At 42.4% G+C, this 24,230-nt stretch carries 23 protein-coding genes and 1 pseudogene; 16 read left to right on the top strand and 8 right to left on the bottom strand.

Features of this window, described 5'->3' with window-relative positions; all coding sequences use genetic code 11:
• Positions 1-105 precede the first annotated feature (105 nt).
• The 7 genes from E2626_RS13600 (at position 106) to E2626_RS13570 (ending at position 5,892) form a co-directional block, all read left to right on the top strand.
• Positions 106-1,515 (top strand): FAD-binding oxidoreductase, encoded by a 1,410-nt coding sequence (locus E2626_RS13600; RefSeq protein ID WP_134382323.1) that lies wholly within the window; start codon positions 106-108, stop codon positions 1,513-1,515.
• Entirely contained in the window at positions 1,512-2,801 is a 1,290-nt protein-coding gene (locus E2626_RS13595; RefSeq protein WP_134382322.1) for a (Fe-S)-binding protein, read from the top strand. Before E2626_RS13600 ends, E2626_RS13595 begins: the two co-directional genes overlap by 4 nt.
• Before the next feature lie 105 nt (positions 2,802-2,906).
• The gene (locus E2626_RS13590; RefSeq protein ID WP_134382321.1) at positions 2,907-3,230 is read left to right on the top strand and encodes a nucleoside triphosphate pyrophosphohydrolase; all 324 of its coding nucleotides are present in this window, start codon (positions 2,907-2,909) and stop codon (positions 3,228-3,230) included.
• Between the two features lie 21 nt (positions 3,231-3,251).
• The gene (locus E2626_RS13585) at positions 3,252-4,247 is read left to right on the top strand and encodes an HNH endonuclease (protein ID WP_134382320.1); all 996 of its coding nucleotides are present in this window, start codon (positions 3,252-3,254) and stop codon (positions 4,245-4,247) included.
• 116 nt (positions 4,248-4,363) lie between these two features.
• Positions 4,364-4,876, top strand: a complete 513-nt coding sequence (locus tag E2626_RS13580; RefSeq protein WP_134382319.1) for a GNAT family N-acetyltransferase — start codon at positions 4,364-4,366, stop codon at positions 4,874-4,876.
• A gap of 150 nt (positions 4,877-5,026) precedes the next feature.
• Positions 5,027-5,341, top strand: coding sequence for a hypothetical protein (locus E2626_RS13575; protein WP_134382318.1), 315 nt, complete (start codon positions 5,027-5,029; stop codon positions 5,339-5,341).
• A gap of 26 nt (positions 5,342-5,367) precedes the next feature.
• A complete protein-coding gene (locus E2626_RS13570) occupies positions 5,368-5,892 on the top strand; it encodes a hypothetical protein (RefSeq protein ID WP_134382317.1) in 525 nt (174 codons plus the stop codon).
• Between the two features lie 78 nt (positions 5,893-5,970).
• Here the strand turns inward: E2626_RS13570 and E2626_RS13565 are convergent, their stop codons facing one another.
• Entirely contained in the window at positions 5,971-6,261 is a 291-nt protein-coding gene (locus tag E2626_RS13565) for a hypothetical protein (protein ID WP_134382316.1), read from the bottom strand.
• Positions 6,262-6,479: 218 nt separating this feature from the next.
• Between E2626_RS13565 and E2626_RS13560 the strand changes: the two genes are divergently transcribed.
• The 5 genes from E2626_RS13560 (at position 6,480) to E2626_RS13540 (ending at position 13,034) form a co-directional block, all read left to right on the top strand.
• Complete coding sequence (locus E2626_RS13560) at positions 6,480-8,795, top strand: bifunctional diguanylate cyclase/phosphodiesterase (protein WP_134382315.1); 2,316 nt, start codon at positions 6,480-6,482, stop codon at positions 8,793-8,795.
• Between the two features lie 192 nt (positions 8,796-8,987).
• Entirely contained in the window at positions 8,988-10,493 is a 1,506-nt protein-coding gene (locus E2626_RS13555; RefSeq protein WP_166786830.1) for a spore germination protein, read from the top strand.
• Positions 10,477-11,562 carry a GerAB/ArcD/ProY family transporter gene (locus E2626_RS13550; protein WP_134382313.1) on the top strand — a complete coding sequence of 362 codons (1,086 nt, stop codon included), beginning with the start codon at positions 10,477-10,479 and terminating at the stop codon, positions 11,560-11,562. The genes E2626_RS13555 and E2626_RS13550 overlap by 17 nt, the downstream gene beginning before the upstream one ends.
• Entirely contained in the window at positions 11,559-12,653 is a 1,095-nt protein-coding gene (locus E2626_RS13545) for a Ger(x)C family spore germination protein (protein WP_134382312.1), read from the top strand. The genes E2626_RS13550 and E2626_RS13545 overlap by 4 nt, the downstream gene beginning before the upstream one ends.
• Before the next feature lie 198 nt (positions 12,654-12,851).
• The gene (locus E2626_RS13540; RefSeq protein ID WP_134382311.1) at positions 12,852-13,034 is read left to right on the top strand and encodes a CsbD family protein; all 183 of its coding nucleotides are present in this window, start codon (positions 12,852-12,854) and stop codon (positions 13,032-13,034) included.
• 78 nt (positions 13,035-13,112) lie between these two features.
• Here the strand turns inward: E2626_RS13540 and E2626_RS13535 are convergent, their stop codons facing one another.
• The 5 genes and pseudogenes from E2626_RS13535 to E2626_RS13520 form a co-directional block, all read right to left on the bottom strand.
• Positions 13,113-14,030: a metallophosphoesterase gene (locus tag E2626_RS13535; RefSeq protein ID WP_134382310.1), complete on the bottom strand. Its 918-nt coding sequence runs from the start codon at positions 14,028-14,030 to the stop codon at positions 13,113-13,115.
• Positions 14,031-14,147: 117 nt separating this feature from the next.
• Positions 14,148-15,458, bottom strand: coding sequence for a hemolysin family protein (locus E2626_RS13530; protein WP_134382309.1), 1,311 nt, complete (start codon positions 15,456-15,458; stop codon positions 14,148-14,150).
• A 38-nt stretch (positions 15,459-15,496) separates the two neighbouring features.
• Positions 15,497-15,685, bottom strand: coding sequence for a hypothetical protein (locus E2626_RS17385; RefSeq protein ID WP_244094334.1), 189 nt, complete (start codon positions 15,683-15,685; stop codon positions 15,497-15,499).
• 3 nt (positions 15,686-15,688) lie between these two features.
• Positions 15,689-15,874, bottom strand: a pseudogene (locus E2626_RS17560) (MerR family transcriptional regulator); the annotation flags it as partial.
• Between the two features lie 338 nt (positions 15,875-16,212).
• Positions 16,213-16,407 carry a hypothetical protein gene (locus E2626_RS13520; RefSeq protein WP_166786829.1) on the bottom strand — a complete coding sequence of 65 codons (195 nt, stop codon included), beginning with the start codon at positions 16,405-16,407 and terminating at the stop codon, positions 16,213-16,215.
• Positions 16,408-16,688: 281 nt separating this feature from the next.
• Here E2626_RS13520 and E2626_RS13515 point away from each other — a divergent pair, with 281 nt between their 5' ends.
• Positions 16,689-17,513: an SDR family oxidoreductase gene (locus tag E2626_RS13515; protein ID WP_134382306.1), complete on the top strand. Its 825-nt coding sequence runs from the start codon at positions 16,689-16,691 to the stop codon at positions 17,511-17,513.
• A gap of 673 nt (positions 17,514-18,186) precedes the next feature.
• On the opposite strand, the gene E2626_RS17380 is transcribed toward E2626_RS13515, so the two are convergent.
• Positions 18,187-18,474 carry an NAD-dependent epimerase/dehydratase family protein gene (locus tag E2626_RS17380; RefSeq protein ID WP_244094338.1) on the bottom strand — a complete coding sequence of 96 codons (288 nt, stop codon included), beginning with the start codon at positions 18,472-18,474 and terminating at the stop codon, positions 18,187-18,189.
• A gap of 520 nt (positions 18,475-18,994) precedes the next feature.
• On the opposite strand from E2626_RS17380, the gene E2626_RS17495 reads away from it, so the two are divergent.
• The 3 genes from E2626_RS17495 to E2626_RS13495 all read left to right on the top strand — a co-directional run bounded on the left by E2626_RS17495 (position 18,995) and on the right by E2626_RS13495 (position 22,553).
• On the top strand, positions 18,995-19,894 hold the full coding sequence (locus tag E2626_RS17495; protein ID WP_134382305.1) for a methyl-accepting chemotaxis protein: 900 nt from the start codon (positions 18,995-18,997) through the stop codon (positions 19,892-19,894).
• Between the two features lie 32 nt (positions 19,895-19,926).
• Positions 19,927-20,772, top strand: a complete 846-nt coding sequence (locus tag E2626_RS13500) for a GGDEF domain-containing protein (RefSeq protein ID WP_134382304.1) — start codon at positions 19,927-19,929, stop codon at positions 20,770-20,772.
• A gap of 278 nt (positions 20,773-21,050) precedes the next feature.
• Positions 21,051-22,553 (top strand): cryptochrome/photolyase family protein, encoded by a 1,503-nt coding sequence (locus E2626_RS13495; protein WP_134382303.1) that lies wholly within the window; start codon positions 21,051-21,053, stop codon positions 22,551-22,553.
• Between the two features lie 191 nt (positions 22,554-22,744).
• On the opposite strand, the gene E2626_RS13490 is transcribed toward E2626_RS13495, so the two are convergent.
• The gene (locus tag E2626_RS13490; RefSeq protein WP_134382302.1) at positions 22,745-24,082 is read right to left on the bottom strand and encodes a hypothetical protein; all 1,338 of its coding nucleotides are present in this window, start codon (positions 24,080-24,082) and stop codon (positions 22,745-22,747) included.
• Between the last annotated feature and the right edge of the window lie 148 nt (positions 24,083-24,230).

Below are 24,230 nucleotides of genomic sequence, written 5' to 3'. Positions count from 1 at the left end.
CTTACGCTCCGCTACACTTAGATTTTAATATAAAGTTTGTTTAACTCAACAAAAGAGATTGTTTTGTCTCAGTCTTTTTTTCTCTATCTGAAAGGAGTGAACACCATGAGTCAACAACAGCTGATCAGTCAGCTTAATACAATCACAGGCGGTCATGCACGTGGATCTCAAGCCGACCTGCTGGCATACTCCTACGACGGAACACCTGGTTTCCAGGCGATGCCGGATGCGGTAGTGTCACCAGGAACCACTGAAGAAGTGTCACAGATTGTAAAATTTTGTCGAACAGAAGGGATCCCGATTGTTCCACGTGGCTCGGGTACCAATCTGAGTGCTGGCACGACGCCGACTGCGGGAGGCGTTGTCCTTCTTTTTAACAGGATGAATGACATTCTTGAAGTGGATGAAGAAAATCTGACTGTAAAAGTCCAGCCTGGTGTGATTACAAAAGATCTGATCGACACGGTGGAAGCGCGCGGGCTGTTTTATCCGCCTGATCCATCTTCAATGAAGATTTCAACAATTGGCGGCAACATTAGTGAAAATTCAGGTGGTCTGCGCGGGTTGAAGTATGGTGTGACGAAGGATTATGTACTAGGTCTTGAAGCGGTCATGCCTGATGGCTCCATCATTAAAACGGGTGGAAAGCTTGCGAAGGATGTGGCGGGCTATGATCTGACAAAGCTGTTAACCGGGGCTGAAGGAACACTTGGAATCGTGACGGAAGCCACACTGAAACTGATTCCCATGCCTGCTGCTAAAAAGACGATGCTTGCCCAGTTTTCCACGATGGAACAGGCAGCTGAAGCGGTTTCTGCAATCATCGCCAACCGGATCATTCCTGCGACACTTGAATTTATGGACCGTGCGACAATCCGTGCGGTGGAGGATTTTGCAAAAGTCGGCCTGCCGCTTGAAGCAGAGGCGATTCTGCTGATTGAACAGGACGGAGCGGAAGCGGCAGTGATAGATGAGATGCAGTTGATGAAAGAAATCTGTGAAACGCATGGAGCTTTTTCAGTTGAACTTGCCAAAACAGCTGAAGAAGCAAACAACCTGATGACTGCGAGACGTTCTGCGCTGTCCGCGCTTGCCCGACTGAAGCCGACAACCATTTTAGAGGATGCGACAGTTCCACGGTCTAAGGTAGCCGAAATGGTAGAAGCGATCGCGAAAATTGCTGCAAAGCATGATGTGACAATCTGTACATTCGGTCACGCAGGTGACGGAAATCTACACCCTACCTGCATTACCGATGCGCGTGACAAGGAAGAGATGCATCGTGTGGAAGAAGCATTTGAAGAGATTTTCAAGGAAGCGATCCGTCTCGGCGGAACGATTACCGGTGAACATGGCGTTGGTGAAATGAAGGCTCCGTATCTTGAGTGGAAGCTTGGAAAATCAGGGGTGAATGTGATGAGAATGATCAAGCAGGCGCTTGATCCCGATCATATCATGAATCCAAATAAGATTTTTGGGAAGTCTGAAAAGAAACGTGTGGTGGTTGGCAGATGACAATTGAACAGGCATTTACAGAGCGGATGGATGAAGGCGAACTGATGAACTGTATGCGCTGCGGATTCTGTCTGCCGAGCTGCCCCACATACATACAAACCGGCGGCGACGAGGTGCATTCTCCGCGCGGACGCATTGCGCTGATGAAAGCCGTGCATGACGGCATTATACCAGTGACGGATGAGATGACCAATTCTCTCGACGTCTGTCTTGGCTGCCGCGCATGTGAGCCGGTCTGTCCGGCAGGCGTTCAATATGGACAGCTGCTCGAGGAAGCAAGATCGATCATCCAGGATTACAAAAAGCCTTCTCTAAAAGAAAAAATAGTACGTAAAACAGTTCTGAACGAGCTTTTCCCTAAAAATGAGCAAATGAACAGAGCGGTAGGGCTTGTCCGCTTTTATCAGACGTCAGGACTGCAAAAAGGGATTCGGAAAATTGGATTTTTAAAACTGTTTCCTGAGTCGATGCGTGAGATGGAGCAGGTCCTGCCTGCCATCCCGAAAAAAGTACAGTCTGACAGAAGACGTCTGCTTGCGACTGGTGAAAAGAAAGCCACTGTTGCATTTTTTCAGGGCTGTCTCATGGATACAATGTTCCAGGGCACAAATCAGAACACAATCAGGCTTTTGCAGTCCGCAGGCTGTGACATCGTGATCCCTGAAGATCAGGGTTGTTGCGGCGCGCTTCACGGTCACGCCGGTGAGAAAAATAAAGCGGTTGATATGGCTAAGCGTAATATTGAAGCATTTGAAACAATGGAAGCAGACTATATTGTCATGAATGCAGGAGGATGCGGGGCGTTTCTGGCAGGCTATGATCACCTCTTGTCCCAGGATGAACAGTGGCGGGAACGCGCTGGCAGATTCAAGGCGAAAATCAGAGACTTCTCAAGCATTCTGATCCAGCATGGTTTTGATAAACGTATCCATTTCAAAAAGAAGCCGCACCGCGTTACCTTTCAGGACTCCTGCCACCTCAGAAATGGGATGGGCGTTTGTAACGAACCGAGGGAACTGATCCGGATGGTTGAAGGCGCAGACTACGTTGAGATGAAAAACGCAGATGGCTGCTGCGGATCGGCTGGCGTGTATAATCTCGTACAGCCTAAAATGAGCATGCAGATCCTCGATGACAAGATGGAGAATGTAATGGAAGTTGAGCCTGGCGTCATTGTGACGGCGAATCCCGGGTGCCTGCTGCAGATGAAGCTCGGGATTGAGAGAGCGGGTCTTGGCAGACAGATAGAGGCTGTGCATCTGGCGGATTATTTGATGGATGAATGACCAGATACGTAAAAACAGCAGTGAACGCACACTGCTGTTTTGTTTTGGATGAAGCTTCCTATTATAAGGTATATAATAGAAAGAAACAGAGAGGGAGTGTCTGAAATGCCAGTCTACAACAAGCTCGTACGTGACCTCATCCCGGACATCATCGCAGCAAGCGGGAAGTCGATGGAGACGCGTATTTTAAGTAATGAGGAATATGTGATTGAAGTGAAGAAAAAGATGAAAGAAGAACTCGCTGAATACCATGCCACCCAAAACGATGAAGACGCAATCGAAGAACTCGCAGACCTGCTCGAACTCATCTCAGCAGCCGCAAAGACGCACGGTGTAACACTCGAGGAAGTGGAGGAAGTACGTGAAGTAAAGGCACGGGACAGGGGCAGATTTAATGAGAAGGTGTTTTTGGTGAGTGTGGAGGATTGATTAGAAAGCAGGTGAATGCAAATGAGTCACAAGCTTAAGGTAGCTGAAGCGAGAGCGGAGTACATAACAGAGCAGGACGTGTGGAGTCACTTTAATTTTATTTTCTCTCCACGTTCTAAGAATTCAACTTCTTATAAATTTGTGCTCATTAAGTCTCTGCTTGAAAATCTTTATAATGTCAACGAACTTCTTGAGCTGAATTATTTTCAAGTGTTCGAAAGCTTCACAAAGATTTATTGGAATCTTGTCATTCACCATAAGCTTAACCAGATTAATATGCAGGGAAAGAAGGCAGGGGTGCAGACAGTCCTTGAAAAATTCCAGGAAAAATTTCAAATAGAAGACTCGATCGTATTTGATAAGCTACCTTCTCAGCTTCAGGTTGAATTGGTTGAGAAGGTAACCAGGGCATGTAAAATCAACGTGATGGGTGCGATTTACGGAGATACCGGAGGAACTATTTATTCATTTGATAACTACGATGAAAAGATGAAGTTTACACCATCGTTCTACTCATTCATGCAAAAGTTTCAAAAGATCATTATGTATTTATCAAACTATCATCTGGCTCTTTTTCTTGAGAAGTTTAATGATCAGGGTAATACAACGCGATTATTATTAAAGGTAGAGAATGTTTCCAAACGTTTTTCTCTTAACAGTTTCTATGATCTATTGGCTGCTGTTTATCAGCAGGAGTGTTTTTACTGTGGTAAAGAAATTAAGTCAAAGAAAGGTAATCACGTAGACCATTTTATTCCCTGGAGCTTTGTACAGACTGATCAGTTATGGAACTTAGTAATTGCCTGCAGCGGCTGTAATTTATCCAAAAATGATAAATTAGCAGAAGTCTATTATCTAGAAAAATTAATTGTTCGTAATCAGGACATGATGGATAATAGAGTTTTACAAAGCAGAAATGATATGGATTTATATGTGCCGGAAAAGTTAAAAAGTCTTTATGACTACTCTAAGAAGAATGGATATACGGCAATTTGGATGCCAAAAAAGGCTCAATAACTTAAATGTAACTTACTTTGATGCCTATATTTTTTTATTAAAAAAGGACTTTCCAAAAAACATCCAGAATACATAGGTATAGGATTAGCTAACTCATACCATCACGGAGGTGCCCAATGAACATCAGAAAAGCAACAATCAAAGACGCTGCAGGGATTGCGAAGGTACAGGTGGACACGTGGAAGACGACTTACAAAGGGATGGTGCCGGACGAATACCTTGACCACATGTCTTATTCACGCCGGGAGGAGATGTGGGAGAAGATTATCGGGAACGGCCAGGTTGTGTATGTTGCAGAAGACAATGATGAGATTGTCGGATTCGCGAATGGTGGTCCGGAGAGAAGTAATAAGTATTCAGGTTTTGATGGTGAGTTGTTTGCCATTTACATACTTGAGGCCTACCAGCGGCAAGGGCTTGGTAAAAAGCTGATGGCACCGCTTGTTGAAGAGATGAAGACTCAGGGGCTCAAGTCTATGATCGTCTGCGTGCTCGAAAAAAATGATTCAAAGCTTTTTTATGAGGTGCTTGGCGCTGAGAAAATTGATACGGTGAAGATTAATTTTGGTGGTAAAGATCTGAAGGAAGCGGTGTATGGCTGGAAGGATCTCGAGCAGGTTAAAATTTAATGGCAGGGACATTTACGAACTGACTAACCAGTCTTTTTGTAAATGTCTTTTTTTAGTGTATAATCCATTCAAATGGATGTTTCGTGTTATCATTTACATTATGATTACTAAACGGATTGACGTCCTGCGACTGTATAGAGGGGGCAAGCCATGACCAAAGCGATCAAAGTGTGTTGTCTGATTGGGCTGTTTGTCGCGATCGCTTATGATGCAGTATATGATTTTGATTTACTGTTCTATTATATAAGCTTTATGTTCTTTCTTTCGGTAGTAGCCTCTACAGCCATCAAAAACAAATACAGAACAAACATCTTTTTCATTATCTCTTTAAGCTGTTTAGCAATGATCTTTATGCTGTACATAGAATTTGTGATAGGCGCACTGGCTTTCGTAGCGCTGATTTTGATTCAATTCTTCTATGCTTTCTATTATATAACCTATGAAAAGGAAGCGTTTTTTAAATAAACCATTTAACTACGGGGGGATATTCAATGACTGATGAATTTGTATTAGGATTTGTAATCGCATCAGCACCAAAATCTCTTTTACCTGATACGGAATTTGACGATGTGCATGTGTTTACAGCGGCAGAGCTTGAGCAGCACTTCGGGATAAAGGGGTCACTGCATTTTGATAGGGGAGAGGACAATTTGCTGGCGGGTCATGGGAAAGCGGGTTTTGCCTACTGGACGAAGCTGTTTGCGCTGAACGAAGAGGAGCTGGAAGTGGCGGATTGGAATCATGATATTGCGCTACATATTTTAATAGAGAAAGTGAAGAAGTTTGTTCAGGACAATGACCTGACTGTGGCGAAATGGAACAGTTTTGACAAAAAGTTCGATATCACAGAGCCGTGGTGTGTAAAGTTATTCACCCCGACTGCACCACCGATGTTATTTAAACTTGGCATTAATGATATGAAATGGCTCGCTTCATTGGAGATGGAGTTTGGGTTCTCGGCGCAGGATGAGCGCTGGATGGAGCTTGTAAAAGAGAGAGCCAGAGAAGGTTTCTAAATATGACCATGTACAGTGCCGGGACGGAGGTTAGAGTGTCATCTCATAACACTCTAACCTCCGTCCCCAACATGCACATCATTTCACGTCATACTTCAAAGCATCCACATACTGCTTCGCTTCAATGAGAGACAGCCCCTTCGTTTCACGAACTCTTTTAACAGCCTGCACGTCTTTACCCTGATGAATCAGTCCTTTCAGCTCCTGATGCAGTTCCTGATACAACTCGTCCTCCGAAATATCAGTGTGTACAGATAGCTGCTCCACCTTATAGTTCAGGGTTTTAACACGCTGTTCGAGTCTGAAAATGGTTGATAGTAAGTAAACAACAGTGACCAATGTGACAACCTCAATTAAGTTAAACTCCATATGTAAAACTCCTGTCTGATCATACAAAATATTTTCTATATTATAACAGTTAAAAGACATGAAACAAACTGATCCACGACTAATAGGTTAGATTCAGGAAGACGGACTGATCAATAAAATCATATTTTTATAGTTCCTTTTGCTCACTCATACGTAAATCCTTATTATAAATATAATTCTTTCAGCCGATATAAAAGATAAAAGAGAGATGAGCGGTCATGAGAATAAGGAATTTGGCGATCTTGGTATTGGGCAGTTTCCTGGTTTTAGCGATCATGTTTATCCAGTTTCTGATGACTCCTCTTCAGCTGGAAGAAGCGAATGAGTTTGATCAGGAGAGAGTGGAAAGAGACGTAGAGCGGGTCAGGAATTATCTTATAAAGGAACAGGAAGATTTACTTTATCAGGCGATCGACTGGAGCGCATGGGATGAAACACACTTTTATGTGAACGGTAAAAATTCGGATTATGTGTCAGATAATCTTCAGCCAGAAATGATCGCAAATCTTCAGGTTCAGTTAATGATTTTCGTGAACGAACAGGGTGAATTTATTCATACTGCGGGTGTTAATAGAGATGGAACGACATTTAACTTGGATCAGAATTTTTTGGAGAAGATCAGTGAAATTGAATTTGATAATGAAGTGTTTTATGAATCGCACCTGGGAGAAATGATGATGGTGGCTTCGCACCCCATCACGCGCAATGATTTTTCAGATCCTTCAGGCTATCTGATGATGGGCAGGGTCATTGACGGGACGTATCTGACAGAACTGAGTGAAACTCTATCAGTGGATATCGCATTGTCTTCTGCTGAACGAACGATTGCGCTGGAGCAATCAGATAAAATCAGCGGTGAATATATAATCGAAAACCTGGATCGCAGCTCTGTTCTTCCATTAAGCATCGGAGCAGATAGAGAATTTTATGTGGAGAAGCAGAATAATCTGAAAAAATTTAAAACAATGGCTGCAGTGGGTTTTCTGCTGATCGCATTAGCGGTTTACTTTCTGTTCAGGCAAATGGTACTTGGCCCGATTATCTCATTAGCCAGTGGTTTAAGAAGAGACGATGGAAATTTAAAAATAGGCAGTGATCGTGGTTTGTTCAAGCGGTTGTATGAAGTAAGGCAGCTAGAAAATGAATTTTCAGACATGATCAGAGATATCCGACAGGCGAATGAAGAAATTACGGTTATGGCATATCATGATCAACTGACCGGGCTTGGAAACCGATTTTACCTGCAAAAGAATTTTGGTTCATTTGTTAAAGAGACAGCTCAAAAAAAAGCTGTGATGTTTTTTGATCTAGATGGATTTAAAAAAGTAAACGATACCTGGGGTCATGAAGTTGGAGACCTGTTACTCCAGGAGATGACTGCAAGACTAAAAGGGTATTTTGATTATGAAGATGTCATGCTTGCAAGAATCGGTGGGGATGAGTTTGTGGCAGTTGTTTCTTATCATCAGGAGGATTACCTTTTAACAAGAGGTGAAGAACTGAAAAATCTCATCTGTCAGGAATTCAGACTGGGCTCTGTGAGTGCATATATATCAGCGAGTATAGGAATCAGCCTCTATCCTGAAGAAGGAGAGGATTTATCATCATTGCTGAAAAAAGCAGATGCTGCGATGTATGAGGCTAAGGCAGATGGTAAGAACAAAGTTCTTCTTTATAAAAAACTTGTCGAAACCGGCAAGTACATTCAAAGTGAGCGTCTTAAAGAGGATACAAAATCAGCGCTGGAAAATGGAGAATTGTCACTTGCATTTCAGCCAGTTTTTGAAGCAAGCGGATCACAAATGGTCGGAACTGAGGCGTTACTAAGATGGCATCACCCCGAGATCGGGCATGTGTCACCTGAGTTGTTCATCGGAATGATGGAGGAGAGCGGTACAATCCATGAAGTTGGAAAATGGGTGCTGAGCGAGGGATTAAAGCAGTTAAGCAAGTGGCATGCTTTGGGCCATAGACAGCTTTCCATGTCAGTGAATTTTTCGAAAAAGCAGCTGTTTCATAAAGAGGATTTTCTGAAGCATCTGGATAAAGAGCTGAAAAAGAATCGCGTCCCTGTGAAAAATTTTGTGATTGAAATTACTGAGAGTGAAGTTTCATATTACGATAATGACCTGATGTTATTCATCAAAGATTTGCAGCAACGGGGAGTAAGAGTTGCGCTTGATGACTTTGGTAAAGGAACAGCTTCCTTACATGGACTGCGCAAATTACCAGTGGACATTGTAAAGATTGACCGCAGTTTTATGGAGAGCATTCCTCATGAGAACTTTAACGCAAGTTTACTGATCGGAATTTATAGTCTGTTAAAACAGCTTGGAATTGAAGTAGTGACTGAGGGCGTTGAAAATAAAGAGCAGTTGGCATTCATTTCAAGAGAAAGCAATTCAAGCATGCAGGGCTATTATTTCAGCAAGCCACTGCACGCCAGACTAATCACAGAGCACCTGACCGGGCATTCAGAAATTGCATTCACAAAACCTTTCGACAATGTCTATCCACTTCCGAAAGGTGATTGAGTACAGGTGATCATAGTTGCTAAAGAATATAAAATTTAATAATTACAGGCAAAGGAAGATGCTGCTCTCTGTTTAATTACTGAGCATCATCTTCTTTTTCATTACTAATTTTTTAAAAAATCATCCTATCAACTTAAACCCAACGTATATTTCCACCTCATTCTGTTCAAGATTGTAACAGGGGGTGATAGTGTGGAAGGTTCTGCATTTTCAAAGAAAGAGGTTGTTCATCAGACTGGAAGTATTCAAGAATTGCAGGAGCAGGTCTCTTATTATTGTGGAAATACGCATGATCTGGTGACGCTTCAAATTAAAAATGATTCAATAGAACGAACTTCACTCATGATCTATATTGAGCCTCTTATTGATCAAATTAAGCTTGAAGAACTGCTGGAATGGTCCCGGGAAATGAAGTGGCTGACGAATGAGCGCATGACGAGCAGTAAGATTCAGATGTATGATGCTGGATTAATGTTTGAACAGCTCGTAAAGCAGCTGCTTGAAGGAGAGGCTTTTTTGCTCTCGTTTGAAAATAACGCATGGGAAGTAGAAGGGATCAAGATTCCGAAGGAGTTATCAAGGGCGATTGAAGAGCCTAAAAGTGAGCAGGTGCTCAGGGGGCCTCACAGTGGTTTTACAGAATCACTCTCAAATAATATTTATCAAATTCGCAAACGATTAAAAACACCACATTTAGTGGTTAAATATTTTCAGGTTGGACGAGAATCCAATACGAATAGCGTGCTGGTATACGTGGACAATATAGCAAATCAGCTGGTTGTAGAAGAGTTTATCAGACGAATAGAAAGTATAGATGTGGATGTAGCACACAGTATCGGGTTTCTGGAAGAGATGTTAGAAGATGATTGCTTTTCTCCATTTCCGCAGTTTCTGGTAACGGAAAGGTCTGACCGGGTAACCGGAAATCTTTCGGAAGGACGGATTGCCTACATGCTCGACGGATCACCCACAGCGATTATAGGGCCGGCAAATTTCTTTTCATTTTATCAGTCACCGGATGACTATAACGGACGTTTTATTATCGGGACTTTTTACAGGATGCTGCGTCTGTCCAGTTTTATCGTAGCCTTGCTGCTGCCTGCTCTGTATATTGCGATTATCAGTTTTCATTTTGAAGTCATCCCTGAATCACTGACATTGCCAACTAAAAGAGCGGTGGAAGCAATTCCTTACCCGCCTTTATTCGAAGCATTAATTCTGGAAGTAACCATTGAATTGATCAGAGAAGCAGCGATCAGGCTTCCGTTCCCGTTAGGTCAGACGATTGGGGTAGTGGGTGGTCTGGTTATTGGAGATGCCGTGGTAAATGCTGGATTTGTCTCAAATGTGATGGTGATTGTCGTAGCGCTTACTGCGATTTCTTCATTTGTCGTGCCTTCTGTTGAAATGAATTCAACTGTACGCATCTTACGTTTCCCATTTATGCTGCTGGCCACTTTTTTTGGATTTTACGGTGTGACAGTGGGTTTAGTTATTTTGATGATCCATCTGATTCGTCTGGAATCACTTGGACTTCCTTACCTCTCTCCTTTAGCACCTTTTCATAAGTCAGGTTTCAGAGACACGATTTTCCGAATGCCTGCATGGCTTCAGAATACCCGGCCGTCCCAGACCTTGACGCCTAACAAAATCAGACAGGGTTTTTCAAAGCGGTGGCACTATGCAAACAAAAAATGAAGTAACGGGCTGGCAATTATTTTTCCTTATTATACAGACGCAGATTGGGGTTGGCATCCTGTCACTGCCGAGAGATTTATCAGTCGTCGCAGGTAAGGATGGCTGGATTTCTCTGGCAATCGGTGGAATTTTGATTCAATTGCTGTTGCTTATTTTCCTATGGTTACTGCTGAGAGTGGGTGAGATAAGCTATTTTGACGTGCTGCAAAAGGCTTTTGGTAAGGTGATTGGGAAATTTTTAGTGATTTGTTACCTGATTTATTTTATCTATATATTAATGGTGTCAAACCTGTCCTTTACAAGAGTATTATCTGAATGGATTTATATGGATACGCCGAAGTGGGTGCTGATGCTGTTGTTCTTGCTGCCGGCTGCATACTGTGCCAGTGGGAAAATCTTTCATGTAGCAAGGTTTTCAATGGTGATCTCATTCATATTACCTGTTCTCATCATCCTGTTACTACCCGTTTACAGCTCCCCGGATTATATGAATTTATTTCCGATTGGGTCAGAAGGTTTTAAAAAAATATTCAGTGGTTTAAAAGCTACACTGCTCGCGTATATCGGTTTTGAGTCATTTTTATATTTTAGTAAATACGTGAAGAGTAACCGTGAAAAAGAATTGAAAAAAGCTGCTTTCTCAACTGTTTTCGTCACACTTTTTTATTTATTTCTAGTCATTTCAACTCAGTTGTTTTTTCATGTAAATGAAACAGTCATCGTGCCTTACAGCGTCCTTTATATCCTAAAAGCGCTGAGTTTTACCATTATTGATCGAATCGATTTAATTTTCATTTCCTTATGGAGTGTAATTGCGATGACATCATTTATAAATTTTTTATTTATCGCTTCTGAGGAGGCAAAGGTGTTATTTAATCTGAAAAACCACCAGCGTGTGCTCATGGTGATCATGAGTATTGTTTTTTTAACTTCACTGTTTATCAAAGGCAAGCAGGATATTATCAGCTTTCAGGGATTACTTTTTCCCGCTTCAATCGCATTTTCGTTCACTCTGCCCTTAGTCACTCTGATCGTTTACCTTTTATTTAGAAAGGACAAAAGAACATGAAGAAAACTTTATTCTTTTTACATTTTTTTCTCTATCTCTTTCTGTCCGGATGCTGGGATCAAAATCTTTTGAAGGATGTACAGTTAGTCTATACAGTCGGGTATGATCAGACAGAAGATGGGCGTGTTCAATCTACCGGATTGGCACCTCCAATTGAAGAAAGTGGTAAAGTGAACGAAATTACTGCCACTGGGTATTCCATGAATGATTCAATGTTTGAAATGGACCTCTACATCGCAGAATATGCCGACTTTTCAAAGCTACAGGCAGTATTGATCGGAAAGAGCTTGGCGGCAGATTCAATCTACTCATTTTTAGACGAGTTATATCGGAATCCAAGAAACAATTTACACGCACGCATTGCCTTAACGGATTTACCGGCAAATGATCTGTTATTAAAGCCGATTGACACGCAACGCAACAAATCGGAATACTTTAAAGGTCTGCTGGAAAGTTCCGAACTGACCAGTGTGATTTCATATATGTCACTACAGGATGCCTGTACCATTATATTTAACCCGGGGAAAGACCTGTTTATGCCCTATATCACCTACGATGAGAAGGTAAAGCGTGCCAAAGTTTCAGGCATTGCACTATTTCATCAGAATAAATATACTGAAGCATATTTGAACATTGAAGAAAGCGTAATTTTTAACCTTTTAAACAACACGACAAAAGATTTAGTCAGAATCACCCGCCGTGTCCATGATGACAGGAAGCTGGAAGTGGAGAACTGGGTGACGATTGAAGTGAAGAATTCAAAAAGCGACCTGAAAGTAAATCGCCAGTTAACACAACTCAAGGCAGATCTGAAATTTGAGATTGTCATTCTTGAGTACGGACAAAATAAAATAACAAAAGAAAAAGAGGAAGAGCTGAAGAAAATATTAACCGATGTGCTCACCGAAGACGTCCGTCAGGTCCTGAAAAAACTGCAGTCTTCCAAATCAGACGCACTGGGAATTGGCAACCAGGTAGCAGCCTTTCATGAAGAGCTGTGGGATGAGGGGACATGGAGTGACACCTATCAACAGCTTGATACGCAGGTAACTGTCGAACTGGAGATGTTGGGTACAGGGATTATTGATTGATCATAGAATGTACATGTACATGTTGGGGACGGAGGTTAAAATGTCATGAAATGTACAGAGAGGGACAGACTTGAAAGCTGAAGCTTTGAGGAGGAATTATGCACCCGGATCCTGTACGAGCACATACTGGTTAAGGGAAATGTTTACATTATTCTGAGGAGGGAAAAAATAGACTATTAACCTTTTAGGAGTGATAGAATGGCTGATAAAGGATTGAGCGATAAAGTAAAAGGCGCTGTGAACAAGGTGAAGGGCGAAACGAAGGATCAGGTAGGTAATGCAAAAAATGATCCGAACCTTCAGGCAGAGGGCAAGAAGGATAAAACGAAAGGCGACATTCAGGATGGCGTCGGAAATTTTAAGAATAACGCGAATAAGTAATAAGAGAAGCCCCTGTTTATATGTGTGAACAGGGGCTTTTGTATATGCAGAATCAATACTGAGCCTATCTCAGCAATTTCAGGATTTTTGTTTTAATTCAAAATACGTAATCTCAGGAGGAGTTGTAAAGCGCAATGGTACATCACTGAAACCAATTCCCGGATTCACGTATAACAAATTTCTTTTTTCTCCAAAGTCAGCTTCCGCCCACCCAGCAGCGTGAACTTCTTCACCTTTAAACAGGGTCATATAAGACCAGTGTGGGGTAAATGGTATGCTAATTTGCCCACCATGAGTATGGCCGGCTGTGGCAGCCGGAGCAGAATCAGCTGGAATTGATTTGAAAGCTTGAGGGTTGTGCATCAGCATAAAACGTGGGGCATCATCCGGAATACCCGAAAGTGTTTCTTCAACATTAGCCATGGCGGCCCAGGATGAACCGATTCCGCCTATATAGAGAGATTGCCCGTCAGGCTCGCCTTCTGCTGTGCCGTCTGGGGTTAAATTAAGTACGAAATGTTCATTTTCAAGCACGTGAATGCCTAACTCTTCAAATTTCTCGCTCATTTTTTCCACATAGGCTGTATCAGGCTCATGGTCTTTCTTTTCCATTGAATAGTCATGGTTGCCCATCACAGTCATCACAGGGATATCTGTTTCAGCAAGGGGTTCTAACAATTCCAGAACCTGGTCCAGCTCCTTTTCACTACCCTTTTTTACATGGTACACGTGATCACCGGTCAGAAGTACAGCGGCCGGCTCTCTTTCTATCAGACGATCTACAACTCTTTCAATCGTCCACGTGTTGTCCATCCACATGCCGACCTGAAAATCACCAATCACAGCAATCTCCTGACCTTCCCACTCTTCAGGAAGATTCGTGATGGCAGCAGCCTCTTCTTCTGTATTTATAAAATAGGGTTCTACTAATCCCCACAAAACTACGAAGAGGATAAGTGCCCCGAATCCAATCACGATTCTTTTAAAAACTTTCATTTCAACTGCTCCTTTTAAATCGGGTTTTAGTGCTTATTTCATATACCCCATTTATGAACAGATATACATACAAAAAAAGGCAGGATATGCTTTTCGCATCAACCTGCCTTACATCAATTAATTTACAGGATCTACAATTTCCAGTTTGACCCTCAAAATCTGATGGTTATCCATCTCTTCCACAGTCCAGATATGACGATCATCACTCGGAATCCGGTCGCCCTCAGATACTTCATTCTGCTTGTGCAGTACCCAGCCGGCAATCGTATCAACTTCTTCTGCACCTTTAAATTCTACACCGAAGCGTTCTTCGAGTTCATCCAGTAGGACGCGCCCGTTCACACAATAGGCAAGCTCGTCAATTTCTTCAATGTCATTACGTTCATCTTCATCGAATTCATCACGGATCTCACCGACAATTTCTTCAAGAATATCTTCAAGCGTCAGCAGTCCCGAGGTCCCGCCATGCTCATCAACTATCAGCGCCATATGAACGCGTTCCAGCTGCATTTTCACCATAGCCTCCTGCAGTGGCGTGTGTTCATTCAGTAAAACAATCTCGTGAAGTGTATCCGCGATTTTATGAGAACGGTCACGCACAATGTTCGTCAGCATTTCTTTTACATTAATAAAACCAATAATATGATCCTTGTCACGGTCATTCGTTACAGGGAAGCGGGTATACTCGTGCTCATCAATGATGTCAAGGATTTCCTCGATTGTCATATTAATAGCAAGTGTTTCCATCTGAACACGCGGCACCATAATATCCTTTGCCACACTTTCATCAAAAGCAAAGATGTTTTGCATGAAAGACAGCTCAGCCTGATTGATTTCACCGTTTTTAAAACTCTGTGCCATAATAATCTTCAGCTCTTCTTCAGAATGGGCCTGTTCATGACCTGCCGGCTGAACGCCAAATGAGCGGAGTAAGAGACGCGCTGATCCGTTCAGTAACCAGATAGCCGGGAACATAATCTTACCGAACCAGTAAAGAGGACGTGCGAGAAGCAGCGTCATTTTTTCAGCAAACTGAATCGCCAGCGTTTTAGGCGCAAGTTCTCCAATGACTACATGCAAGAATGTAACCAGAGAAAATGCAATCACAAACGACACAACTGTAGATACCGCCGCAGACACGCCAAGATCATCAAATAATGGATACAGAATTCTTTCAACAGTCGGTTTGCCCAGCCACCCGAGTCCAAGCGCTGTGACGGTAATACCAAGCTGACACGCTGATAAATAATAATCAAGGTCAGTCACAAGCTTTTTCACGATGGGTGCAGTCTTATTTCCTTCAGCAATCAGCTGGTCAACACGTGAAGCACGCACCTTTACAACAGCAAATTCCGAGCCTACGAAAAAAGCAGTCAAGCCGATCAATACAGCTACAAGCACAAGATTCAATATTAATATACTATCCAATAAGTTCCCCTGAAATAGGGGATTCACCTCCGAAATTTTTAACTTAACAATGTGGTCATCAACTGCAGAAGTGGAATCATCTTCAGCTGGATTTCTTCTTTTATATAACGTCTTTCTTCAGGAGCAGCATTTGCCAGCTCCTCTTTCAGCGACAAAATCTTCCCCTCTAATTGCGCCAGTTCTTCATTCACATCTTCCAGCGCAGGGCTGTAGTGCTCAGCAGCCATAAACGTCCTGATCTCCTCAAGCGTCATCCGGCTGCTTTTCAAAGTCTGTATCTTTTCCAGTGTGTCTAAAACCGATTCAGAATATAACCGGTAATTGGAATCTGAACGCTCAAAAGGCAAAAGCCCGATCTGGGTATAGTAATCAATCGTCCGGGTTGAAAGACCGCTGCGCTTCGCAACCGTTCCGATTCGTATTAACGCCTTCCCAATATGTTCATCTTCCCCTCGTTTTGCAAAGTAAGAAAAGTATACAGTGGAACGTGGTGGTTTGGCAATGTTTTTCTTTTAGGTTGAGGGATGCGCTGGTGCATATGCACGTGCATGTGCATGGTGGGGACGGAGTTGAGTGAGTCGAAATTAGAATGATTACAATAATGGCACAGCCGGGACGGAGTTTAGTGTGCCTCATGGAAAAAGTCGATTGTACAGGGTTTTAAAGTCTGTCCCAGTTGTGCACCTTTAAGCAAATAAGTTTCTAATTCCTGAGAACAAGAGGAACCCTATAACTAAACCACTCAAAGCAAAATTCACATATGCACTTTTATTACCCCGTTCATTATCTGTATACTTTTCTGCTCCAGTCGTGAAAAAAGAAGTGCAACAATCAGTGTTAGCGCAATACCTGAAAGAAATCCTCCATCGCCAAATAGCATAAATCCAAAATTAGCAATAGCCACCACAGCAGCAATTTTTGGGATCCACTGTAAAACTTTCAACTTCAACATGATCACCACCATTTTCCAATTAGATGTAAAATATTTTAGCATAAAAAAGAAGTGTGTGCACAGCGCGGACGGAGCGGTTCATTTTGTGAATGATTCTAATTTTGGCACACGGAACTCCGACTCCCGTGTGCCGCTTTTCTCTACTCTGTCCCTCAAGTGTACATATCATGACAAAACAACCTCCGTCCCCAAAGTGCGCATGATAACCAATTACATTGTTTACTATTTCACAAATCGGGAATACCTCTTGTATATACAATTACTGGGAGGTTATTTAATTGAACCGATTAGAAAATAAAGTAGCGATTATTACGGGTGCTGCAACTGGAATAGGTGAAGCGACGGCACATGTTTTTGCAGAGCAAGGGGCAACGACTGTGCTTGCTGATGTGAATAAGGATCAGGTTGATCAGGTGGTAAGTGAAATCACAGAGAATGGTGGACAGGCGTTTGCCTATAAAGTCGATGTCTCAGATGAAGGTAGTGTGCAGTCATTTGCAGAAGAGATGAAAGAAAAGTACTCAACTATTGATGTGCTATTTAATAATGCAGGAGTTGATCAGCAGGGCGGAAAAGTGCATGAATATCCGATTGAACTGTTTGACCGTATCGTGGCAGTAGATCTTCGAGGAACCTTTTTAATGAGTAAGTTTATTATTCCGCTAATGATGGAAAAGGGTGGTTCGATTATTAATAATGGTTCTATGTCTGGACACGCGGCAGACCTTGACCGTTCAGGCTATAATGCGGCGAAAGGCGGTATCATCAACTTTACAAAAGCAACGGCGATTGATTATGCACGGAATGGCATTCGCGTAAATTCGGTTTCGCCAGGTACAATTGAAACACCGCTGATTGATGAGCTTGTAGGATCTAAAAAAGAGGAAATGGGCGAGCAGTTCCGTGATGCGAACAAGTGGATTACGCCGCTTGGCAGACTTGGTAAGCCGCGTGAAATGGCAACAGTGGCCTTATTCCTTGCATCAGATGACAGCTCATACGTCACAGGTGAAGATATCAAAGCAGACGGCGGTATCCTTGCTTACACATGGCCGGGTAAAATGCTGATCGAACAGGATGAATGGAAAAAAGGAACGGAATAATGAATGAACGCCACTCCGCATTGGAGTGGCGTTTTGTCAATGTACTGATTATACAAACTCATCTATATTTTCCATAGCAAATGTCTTAATGTCCCTGGGTTTTTGACCAGTTAATTTGTAAAAATGATCAGTTACTCTTTTGGCGGTTCCCATTCTTGTCATAAAATATAATGCGACGGTGACATTCACATAGTCTTTTGGAAGGCCTCTTTTTTTAATGTGAAGTTTGCGGTATTGTAAGTAGCCCGATTTAGCATAAGTAATATTTCTGCGATTTCATCATAGTTGAGAGCTTCCGGACTTGTTATTATATGAGCAGTGTTTTGATATGTAGAAGGCTCACTTAACAATACGGCTGCTGACAGCCCAATATTCTTAGCGTCAATAAAGCTTGTTCTGCTGTAACCCGCTGGCACAAAGATTTGGTTCTTATTTACGATTTCCTGTGCATGAATACCGGATAGATTCTGCATGAAAAGCCGGGTCTGATATGGGCAAATAGAAGCCCTGACTTTTCGATATATTTCTCGATCTTATGGTGAGGGGGAGTTTGATTTGATTCAACGCCCATCAGTGATAAAAAAGAAACGAGTTTGATTTTGTGTAAATTCATCATATCAATAAACGGATAGAGATCAGAGATCTTCGGGGTTACCAAGGTGTGGTGGACGCATCAGGAATACACGGTCCACGCCTCTAAGAGCTGCATCAAAACTGTTTCATTTGTGAAATCCAGATGAACAACGTCTGCAGAATGTCCGAAAATCCGCTTTAACTTTTCCACATCCGTACTAGCGGCGATTACATGTTCTCCATTACCAAGCAGGGCTTCAACTACATACTGACCAACATTTCCAGATGCACCAGTCACAAGCACGCTTACCTGACCACCCTCCTTTGAGACAGACCAGATCTGCCATAGCAAATTGAGAGCATCTTCTTTTATGACTAAGCTCTTCATCAATCAATATATGACATTACTCCATACATTATCGTGGTACCTGCACAGTGGGATCGGAGCGGTTCATTTTGTGAATGATTCTAATTTTGGCACACGGAACTCCGACCCCCGTGTGCCGCTTTTCTCATCTCTGTCCCTCAAGTGTACATATCATGACAAAACAACCTCCGTCCCCACCATGCACATCTTTAAGTGATGAATTTCGACAATATCCGACTATTTTCATTGAAATAATGATTTAATTTATGTAAAAGATGCATGGGTAATAGTACTTTTGTTTTATTTTTGTTCGTGTATACTGATATTACGAATTCGAAATACCTTGAGGAAATACAGTGGGATGATTTGGTTTGTTCAGTACTTTTTTACATGTTTTTTATGAATGATTTTAGTTTTTTTGAATGACTGTATGACAGTTAAAGATAAATTTTCAATGGTGAGCACATTGGCTCGTTTGATTGAATATAATTTGGGTAAAAAGACTTATATAGTGAGTTAAGAACAGAGAGGGAATGGTTAAATGCAAACTATAGTTGCAGTAAGTGAATCAAATGTAATGGAAGCTTTTAAGAAAAATCTGGCTATTATTCAGTTTGATCTGGATAAAAAAGTGACCTATGTAAATGAACTTTTTGCGCAGGCTGTGGGTTACAGAGCTGATGAACTGATTGGTTTACAACATCAGATTTTTTGTTTTGATGATTTTACACATTCGACCGACTATGTTCGGTTTTGGCGTGACTTAAGTGCAGGTATTCAATTTCAGGACAAAATTAAACGCAGGAAAAGAAATGGGGATATCATTTGGCTGGAGGCTACTTACATGCCAATTTATGAAGGGAGCAGAGTAGTAGGTGTGGTCAAGGTCGCCACTGATATTACACAAAGACAGGAAAATGTATCAGGAATGGTTTCCTCGCTTTCTCAGGTATCTAATCAAATGACGGATAAAGCAAATAATGGAGTGAAGCGAAGTGAGGAATTAAGACAAAGCATTGAGCACACGCTTTCTCACTCGAAGAAGAATATCGAAACATTAAAGGAGCTCACGACGCAGGCTGAAAATATCCAGCAGCTTACAACGACGATTCGTGAAATTGCTTCTCAAACGAATCTGCTTGCGCTTAATGCAGCAATTGAAGCAGCAAGAGCCGGTGAACACGGACGCGGCTTTGATATTGTCGCCAAAGAAGTGAAAAAGCTCGCAGGAAAAGTGGAAGAATCCATATTGACCGTGCGTGAATCTGTTAAGGGAATCACGACTGAAATTAATGAAATCGGTGCAGGGACAGAACAAGTCGAGAAGATCTCCCAAAAAGGAACAGAGCAAATTAATGAGACGGTTTATGATTTTAATGATTTGAAAAATACCGCTGTCAAAATCGACACGTATGCAACGCAGTTGAGAGAAAGCGTATAAATCTTTAATGCAATTGTAAGGGTGTGAAAGTGATGACCATTGAAGTGAAGCATTTAAATTACTATAAAATTGTCCTGGGAAGTTATGTGTTATTTGGCATCTTGGTTGGCATCATTTTTTCAATGGGTATGCCGCTGATCATCCCGGTACCTGAAGATGTTCATCTTTACTTCGTGGTGGCCAGTATTGGTGCAGGTCTGGTGCTGGGTCTGATCAATTATATTGTATTTTGTTTCTTCTTTTCCCGTTTTCTAAATCTTTTTATGGATGTATTCCATGAAATAAAAAATGGTCATTACAACGTCCATATCCCAAGTGTTAAAAGAGGAATGATCAGGGAATTTTCAACTGGTATTAAAATGATGGTGCAGCGTCTCGAGGAGAATCGTCAGACGATTTCACACGATGACTTAACTTCACTGCCAAATAGACATGCTTTGCAGGCATTCATTTCAGATATGAAAGAAAGTCAAAAGGAGTATTATCTTGTATTTGTTGATCTTGATGACTTTAAAGAAATCAATGATAGTTTCGGACATGTTTTTGGTGATAAGGTTCTGCAGTATGTGTCAGAATGCTTAAGTACGCAAATGAACGAATCGATCAGCTACCGGTTTGGAGGGGATGAATTCATTCTTTTAACTGAAAGAAAACCCAATGAATCAGGTCAGCTGGAATACATGTGTCATAAACTGCACCGCTTATTTGATGAACCCTTCACTGATGACGAATTTCAGCTCACGATCCACTTGAGTATTGGAATCAGTCATTTTGTTTTTGAAGAATCATTGATTTTTGAAGATATTATTGAAGAAGCTGATCAGGCAATGTATCAGGATAAGAAGGGGTTAACGCCTTCTCGGGTCAGCAACATTTAAACGAAATCATACTGGTGGGGTCTGTTGTGCAAAGCAGAGTCCGCCTTTTTTATTTGTGACATGTGTACTGTGGGGACGGAGCAATTTGTTGTGAGAATGATTCTAATTTTGACACACACAACTCCGACCCCAGTGTGCCGCTTTTCTCATCTCTGTCCCCAGGGTGTACATATCATGACAACGCAACCTCCGTCCCCAGCATGCACATTCATCAGAACACACCCACACAGTCTGACTTCACTTCTCCCGGGGTATATTTATATCAGGAGGTGATGCTGATGGCGACGCACTGGATTTTTGGGAATCAGTTGTGCCATGAGCTGCCGGTTGTGAGAGAGGCAGATAAGGATAAGGATGTTTTTTTGATGATTGAGGCGCAGTCACGTTCAACGTGGCAGCATTATCATAAGCAGAAGCTTGTGTTGATTTTTTCTGCAATGCGTCATTTTGCATCGGAACTGGAGGAGAAAGGGTTTCGGGTGGATTACCGTGAAGCGGATTCATTTGAGGATGCGTGGAAGGCGCACGTGAAAGCGTTTGAGCCTGAAAAAGTTTACTATACGGTTCATACGGATTATCGGATGACGCAGGCGATGAAAAAGTGGGAGAAGTCGCTGTCGGATATTGAAGTGGAGGTGCTTGATGCACGTCCGTTATTTTTGCTGGCTGCTGAGGAGATTAAGAGTGAGCTGAAAGGTGACGGACCGTGGAAGATGGACCCTTTTTATCGGAGGATGCGGAAGCGGCTGAATGTATTGGTGGATGGCGATGATCCGGTTGGCGGCAAGTGGTCGTTTGATCAGGAGAATCGCAAGTCTGCTAAGGGAAACACCACATTTACAAAGGCGCGATCATTCAGACCTGATGATGTCACCAAAGAAGTGATGGAAAAGGTTGAAAAACAGTTTGGAGATAACCCGGGTGAACTGAAGCCGTTCAGGTGGCCGGTAACGCGAAAAGAAGCACTTCAGGCACTGAATCAGTTTATAAAAGAAAGGCTTGAAACCTTTGGGACTTATCAGGATGCCATGCTTGAAGGAGATGACTTTATGTCGCACTCGCTGCTTTCTTCTTCTATTAATATTGGTCTGCTGACGCCAATGGAAGTTGTTAGAAAAGCTGAACAGGCCTATCTTAACGGAGAGGTGCCGCTTAATTCAGCTGAAGGATTTATCCGGCAGATCATCGGCTGGCGCGAGTTTATACGCGGAGTCTACCTGAAGAAAATGCCTCAATATCGTGATGTAAATAAATTCAATCATCAGCGCGATCTGCCTTCTTTTTTCTGGGATGCAGAGACTGATATGAATTGTATGCATGAATCAATCCGGCCGGTTGTGGAGCATGGATACAACCACCATATTCAACGACTCATGGTGATCGGTAACTATGCAACTCTTTACGGGCTATCGCCGCAGCAGACCTCAGACTGGTTCAACGAAATGTATATCGATGCCCAAGACTGGGTGGTCCTGCCGAATGTACTAGGTATGGCGCTCTATGCAGATGGAGGCACCCTTTCCACCAAGCCTTACGTCGCATCAGGCAGATACATCAACAAAATGAGCAACTACTGCGGCTCCTGTAAATATAACGTCAACCACCAGACAGAAGAAGACGCCTGTCCATTTAACGCCCTATACTGGCACTTCTTAGACCGGAACGCTGACAAACTCAGCGATAATCACCGGATGGGACTAATCTATAAACAGTGGCAGAAGCGGGATGCTGATAAGAAGAAGGAGATTTTAGAGAAGGGAGCGCGGCTGCTTAAAGAATAAGCGGCACAGCGGGGACGGAGTTGTGTGATTCATTTTAAGAATCATTCTAAAAGTGGCGCACTGAACTCCGTCCCGGGTGTGCCGTTTTTGTCATCATTCTCAAAAAGGCAAAAAATATGAGTTCAAATCACAAAAATGCCGGGCACAACACCCGGCATTTTTTATATATATTCATTTAGGGGGAATGAATATTAATGGTCGTGCGGGTCACCTTTTTTAATCGCAATTAGTGCAGTTGGTGCTGTATCGAAAGTTTGAATGGCTTTTGCTTCTCCATGTGCAGGATCAACCTGATGAAGTGTCATTGTAGCAGGATCAGTTACATATACAATCCCTTCAACGAGTGCAAGGGCAGGGTTTGGTGTTCCATGGCCATGACCTTCTGTAGGTTCGATCGGGTCAATTACTGCAGTTTCTGACTCAATTTCTCCTGTCGATAAATGGATCACAAATAGTGAACCGTTTTTACCCAGCACATAAGCGTGCTCCTCATCCATTGTTATGCTGCCGACATACTCCGTTCCAAGGTCGATTGTTTCAATTGTCCGATCCCTTAAGTGAATCAGGGAGAGGTGAGTATTTAATGCAGAATCTTCTTCACTGCTATAGTTCCCAATCATATAATTGGAGGCTGAGATTCCCTTAAGTGATCCAACGCGTGCACCTGCGTCAGGGAGTGCGAGTTCCGTTATGCTATTTTCAGCTGGGTGATAAAGAAGCACCTGGCCTTTACAGCCGAAAGCCACTGTTTCAACTTCATCTGATCCACCGGAAGCTTCTCCATGAAGGCCAGGACAGTTCGAATACCTTGTCTCATTCTCACCTTCAGCATTATAAATCGAAATGCCTTCAGGAAGTGGCTGAGGGTTTTCCTCAGGTGTGTAAGAAACGATATTACGTCCGTCTGAAAGCGGGACTGCTACCCCGTGGTGAGGAACTGTTTGAATTGCTGCCACTGGTGCCGGTGCATTCTCAGTTGTTAACGATGTATCCTCATAAACATGAACTTCTCCGCTGCCGTCATCAAAGATAGCGGTGCGGCCGGCGTGATTTACAAAATGAGTGGGCTGGTCACCTTCTATTTCGTATGATGAAAGAATCGGACTTTCTATGTAATCGTGCGCATGATCTCCGTGAGACTCCGACCATACACCTGAATCCAGTAGTTTTACAACGCCGTTCTCACGGTCATTTACAAAAATATGGCGCTGATTTGGTGAAAGACTAAGCGCAGAAACGCTCAGATCAAGAGATTCAATGACTTCATCATGATCACTGTCCAAAATCCAGATGCCGTTTTCATGAGCCACTGTCAAACGCGCAGTGGTTTCATTGACGTGCGCATGCTCTTCATGGTCGTCCTCCTCATGATGATTGTGATCCTCTATCGCATTTTCACTCTTCTCCTCAGTTCCAGTTTCATTGCTGTCAGTACTGTTTGTCTCCTGAGAGGTGTCAGAAGTATTGCATGCAGCCAGTAAAAGAACACCCAGCATAAGTGTCCAGATAAATAATGAGTATTTTTTCAAAAACGTCAGCTCCTTTATGTAAATAGTAATGATTACGTTTTACATATTATCTTTTCTTTGAAAGTTATGCAAGTGAAAGATTGACATTCTTACTTTTATTTTCAGTTCTATTTCACGCTGACTTCACACACCACTGCTACAATTTTTT

The sequence above is a fragment of the Jeotgalibacillus salarius genome (assembly GCF_004405125.1).
In the GTDB taxonomy this organism is placed as follows: domain Bacteria; phylum Bacillota; class Bacilli; order Bacillales; family Jeotgalibacillaceae; genus Jeotgalibacillus; species Jeotgalibacillus salarius.
The sequence above is the reverse complement of the archived record's forward strand: the minus strand, read 5'-3'. Positions and strand labels throughout refer to the sequence as shown.

Excerpts from the sequence above, each read along its gene's own strand:
- E2626_RS13585 (WP_134382320.1), top strand. The coding sequence starts at position 3,252 with ATGAGTCACAAGCTTAAGGTAGCTGAAGCGAGAGCGGAGTACATAACA.
- E2626_RS13495 (WP_134382303.1), top strand. The coding sequence starts at position 21,051 with ATGGCGACGCACTGGATTTTTGGGAATCAGTTGTGCCATGAGCTGCCG.
- E2626_RS17495 (WP_134382305.1), top strand. The coding sequence starts at position 18,995 with ATGCAAACTATAGTTGCAGTAAGTGAATCAAATGTAATGGAAGCTTTT.
- E2626_RS13500 (WP_134382304.1), top strand. The coding sequence starts at position 19,927 with ATGACCATTGAAGTGAAGCATTTAAATTACTATAAAATTGTCCTGGGA.
- E2626_RS17380 (WP_244094338.1), bottom strand. The coding sequence starts at position 18,474 with ATGAAGAGCTTAGTCATAAAAGAAGATGCTCTCAATTTGCTATGGCAG.
- E2626_RS13565 (WP_134382316.1), bottom strand. The coding sequence starts at position 6,261 with ATGGAGTTTAACTTAATTGAGGTTGTCACATTGGTCACTGTTGTTTAC.
- E2626_RS13595 (WP_134382322.1), top strand. The coding sequence starts at position 1,512 with ATGACAATTGAACAGGCATTTACAGAGCGGATGGATGAAGGCGAACTG.
- E2626_RS13580 (WP_134382319.1), top strand. The coding sequence starts at position 4,364 with ATGAACATCAGAAAAGCAACAATCAAAGACGCTGCAGGGATTGCGAAG.
- E2626_RS13590 (WP_134382321.1), top strand. The coding sequence starts at position 2,907 with ATGCCAGTCTACAACAAGCTCGTACGTGACCTCATCCCGGACATCATC.
- E2626_RS13545 (WP_134382312.1), top strand. The coding sequence starts at position 11,559 with ATGAAGAAAACTTTATTCTTTTTACATTTTTTTCTCTATCTCTTTCTG.
- E2626_RS13550 (WP_134382313.1), top strand. The coding sequence starts at position 10,477 with ATGCAAACAAAAAATGAAGTAACGGGCTGGCAATTATTTTTCCTTATT.
- E2626_RS13535 (WP_134382310.1), bottom strand. The coding sequence starts at position 14,030 with ATGAAAGTTTTTAAAAGAATCGTGATTGGATTCGGGGCACTTATCCTC.
- E2626_RS13575 (WP_134382318.1), top strand. The coding sequence starts at position 5,027 with ATGACCAAAGCGATCAAAGTGTGTTGTCTGATTGGGCTGTTTGTCGCG.
- E2626_RS13560 (WP_134382315.1), top strand. The coding sequence starts at position 6,480 with ATGAGAATAAGGAATTTGGCGATCTTGGTATTGGGCAGTTTCCTGGTT.
- E2626_RS13570 (WP_134382317.1), top strand. The coding sequence starts at position 5,368 with ATGACTGATGAATTTGTATTAGGATTTGTAATCGCATCAGCACCAAAA.
- E2626_RS17385 (WP_244094334.1), bottom strand. The coding sequence starts at position 15,685 with ATGGCTGCTGAGCACTACAGCCCTGCGCTGGAAGATGTGAATGAAGAA.
- E2626_RS13600 (WP_134382323.1), top strand. The coding sequence starts at position 106 with ATGAGTCAACAACAGCTGATCAGTCAGCTTAATACAATCACAGGCGGT.
- E2626_RS13540 (WP_134382311.1), top strand. The coding sequence starts at position 12,852 with ATGGCTGATAAAGGATTGAGCGATAAAGTAAAAGGCGCTGTGAACAAG.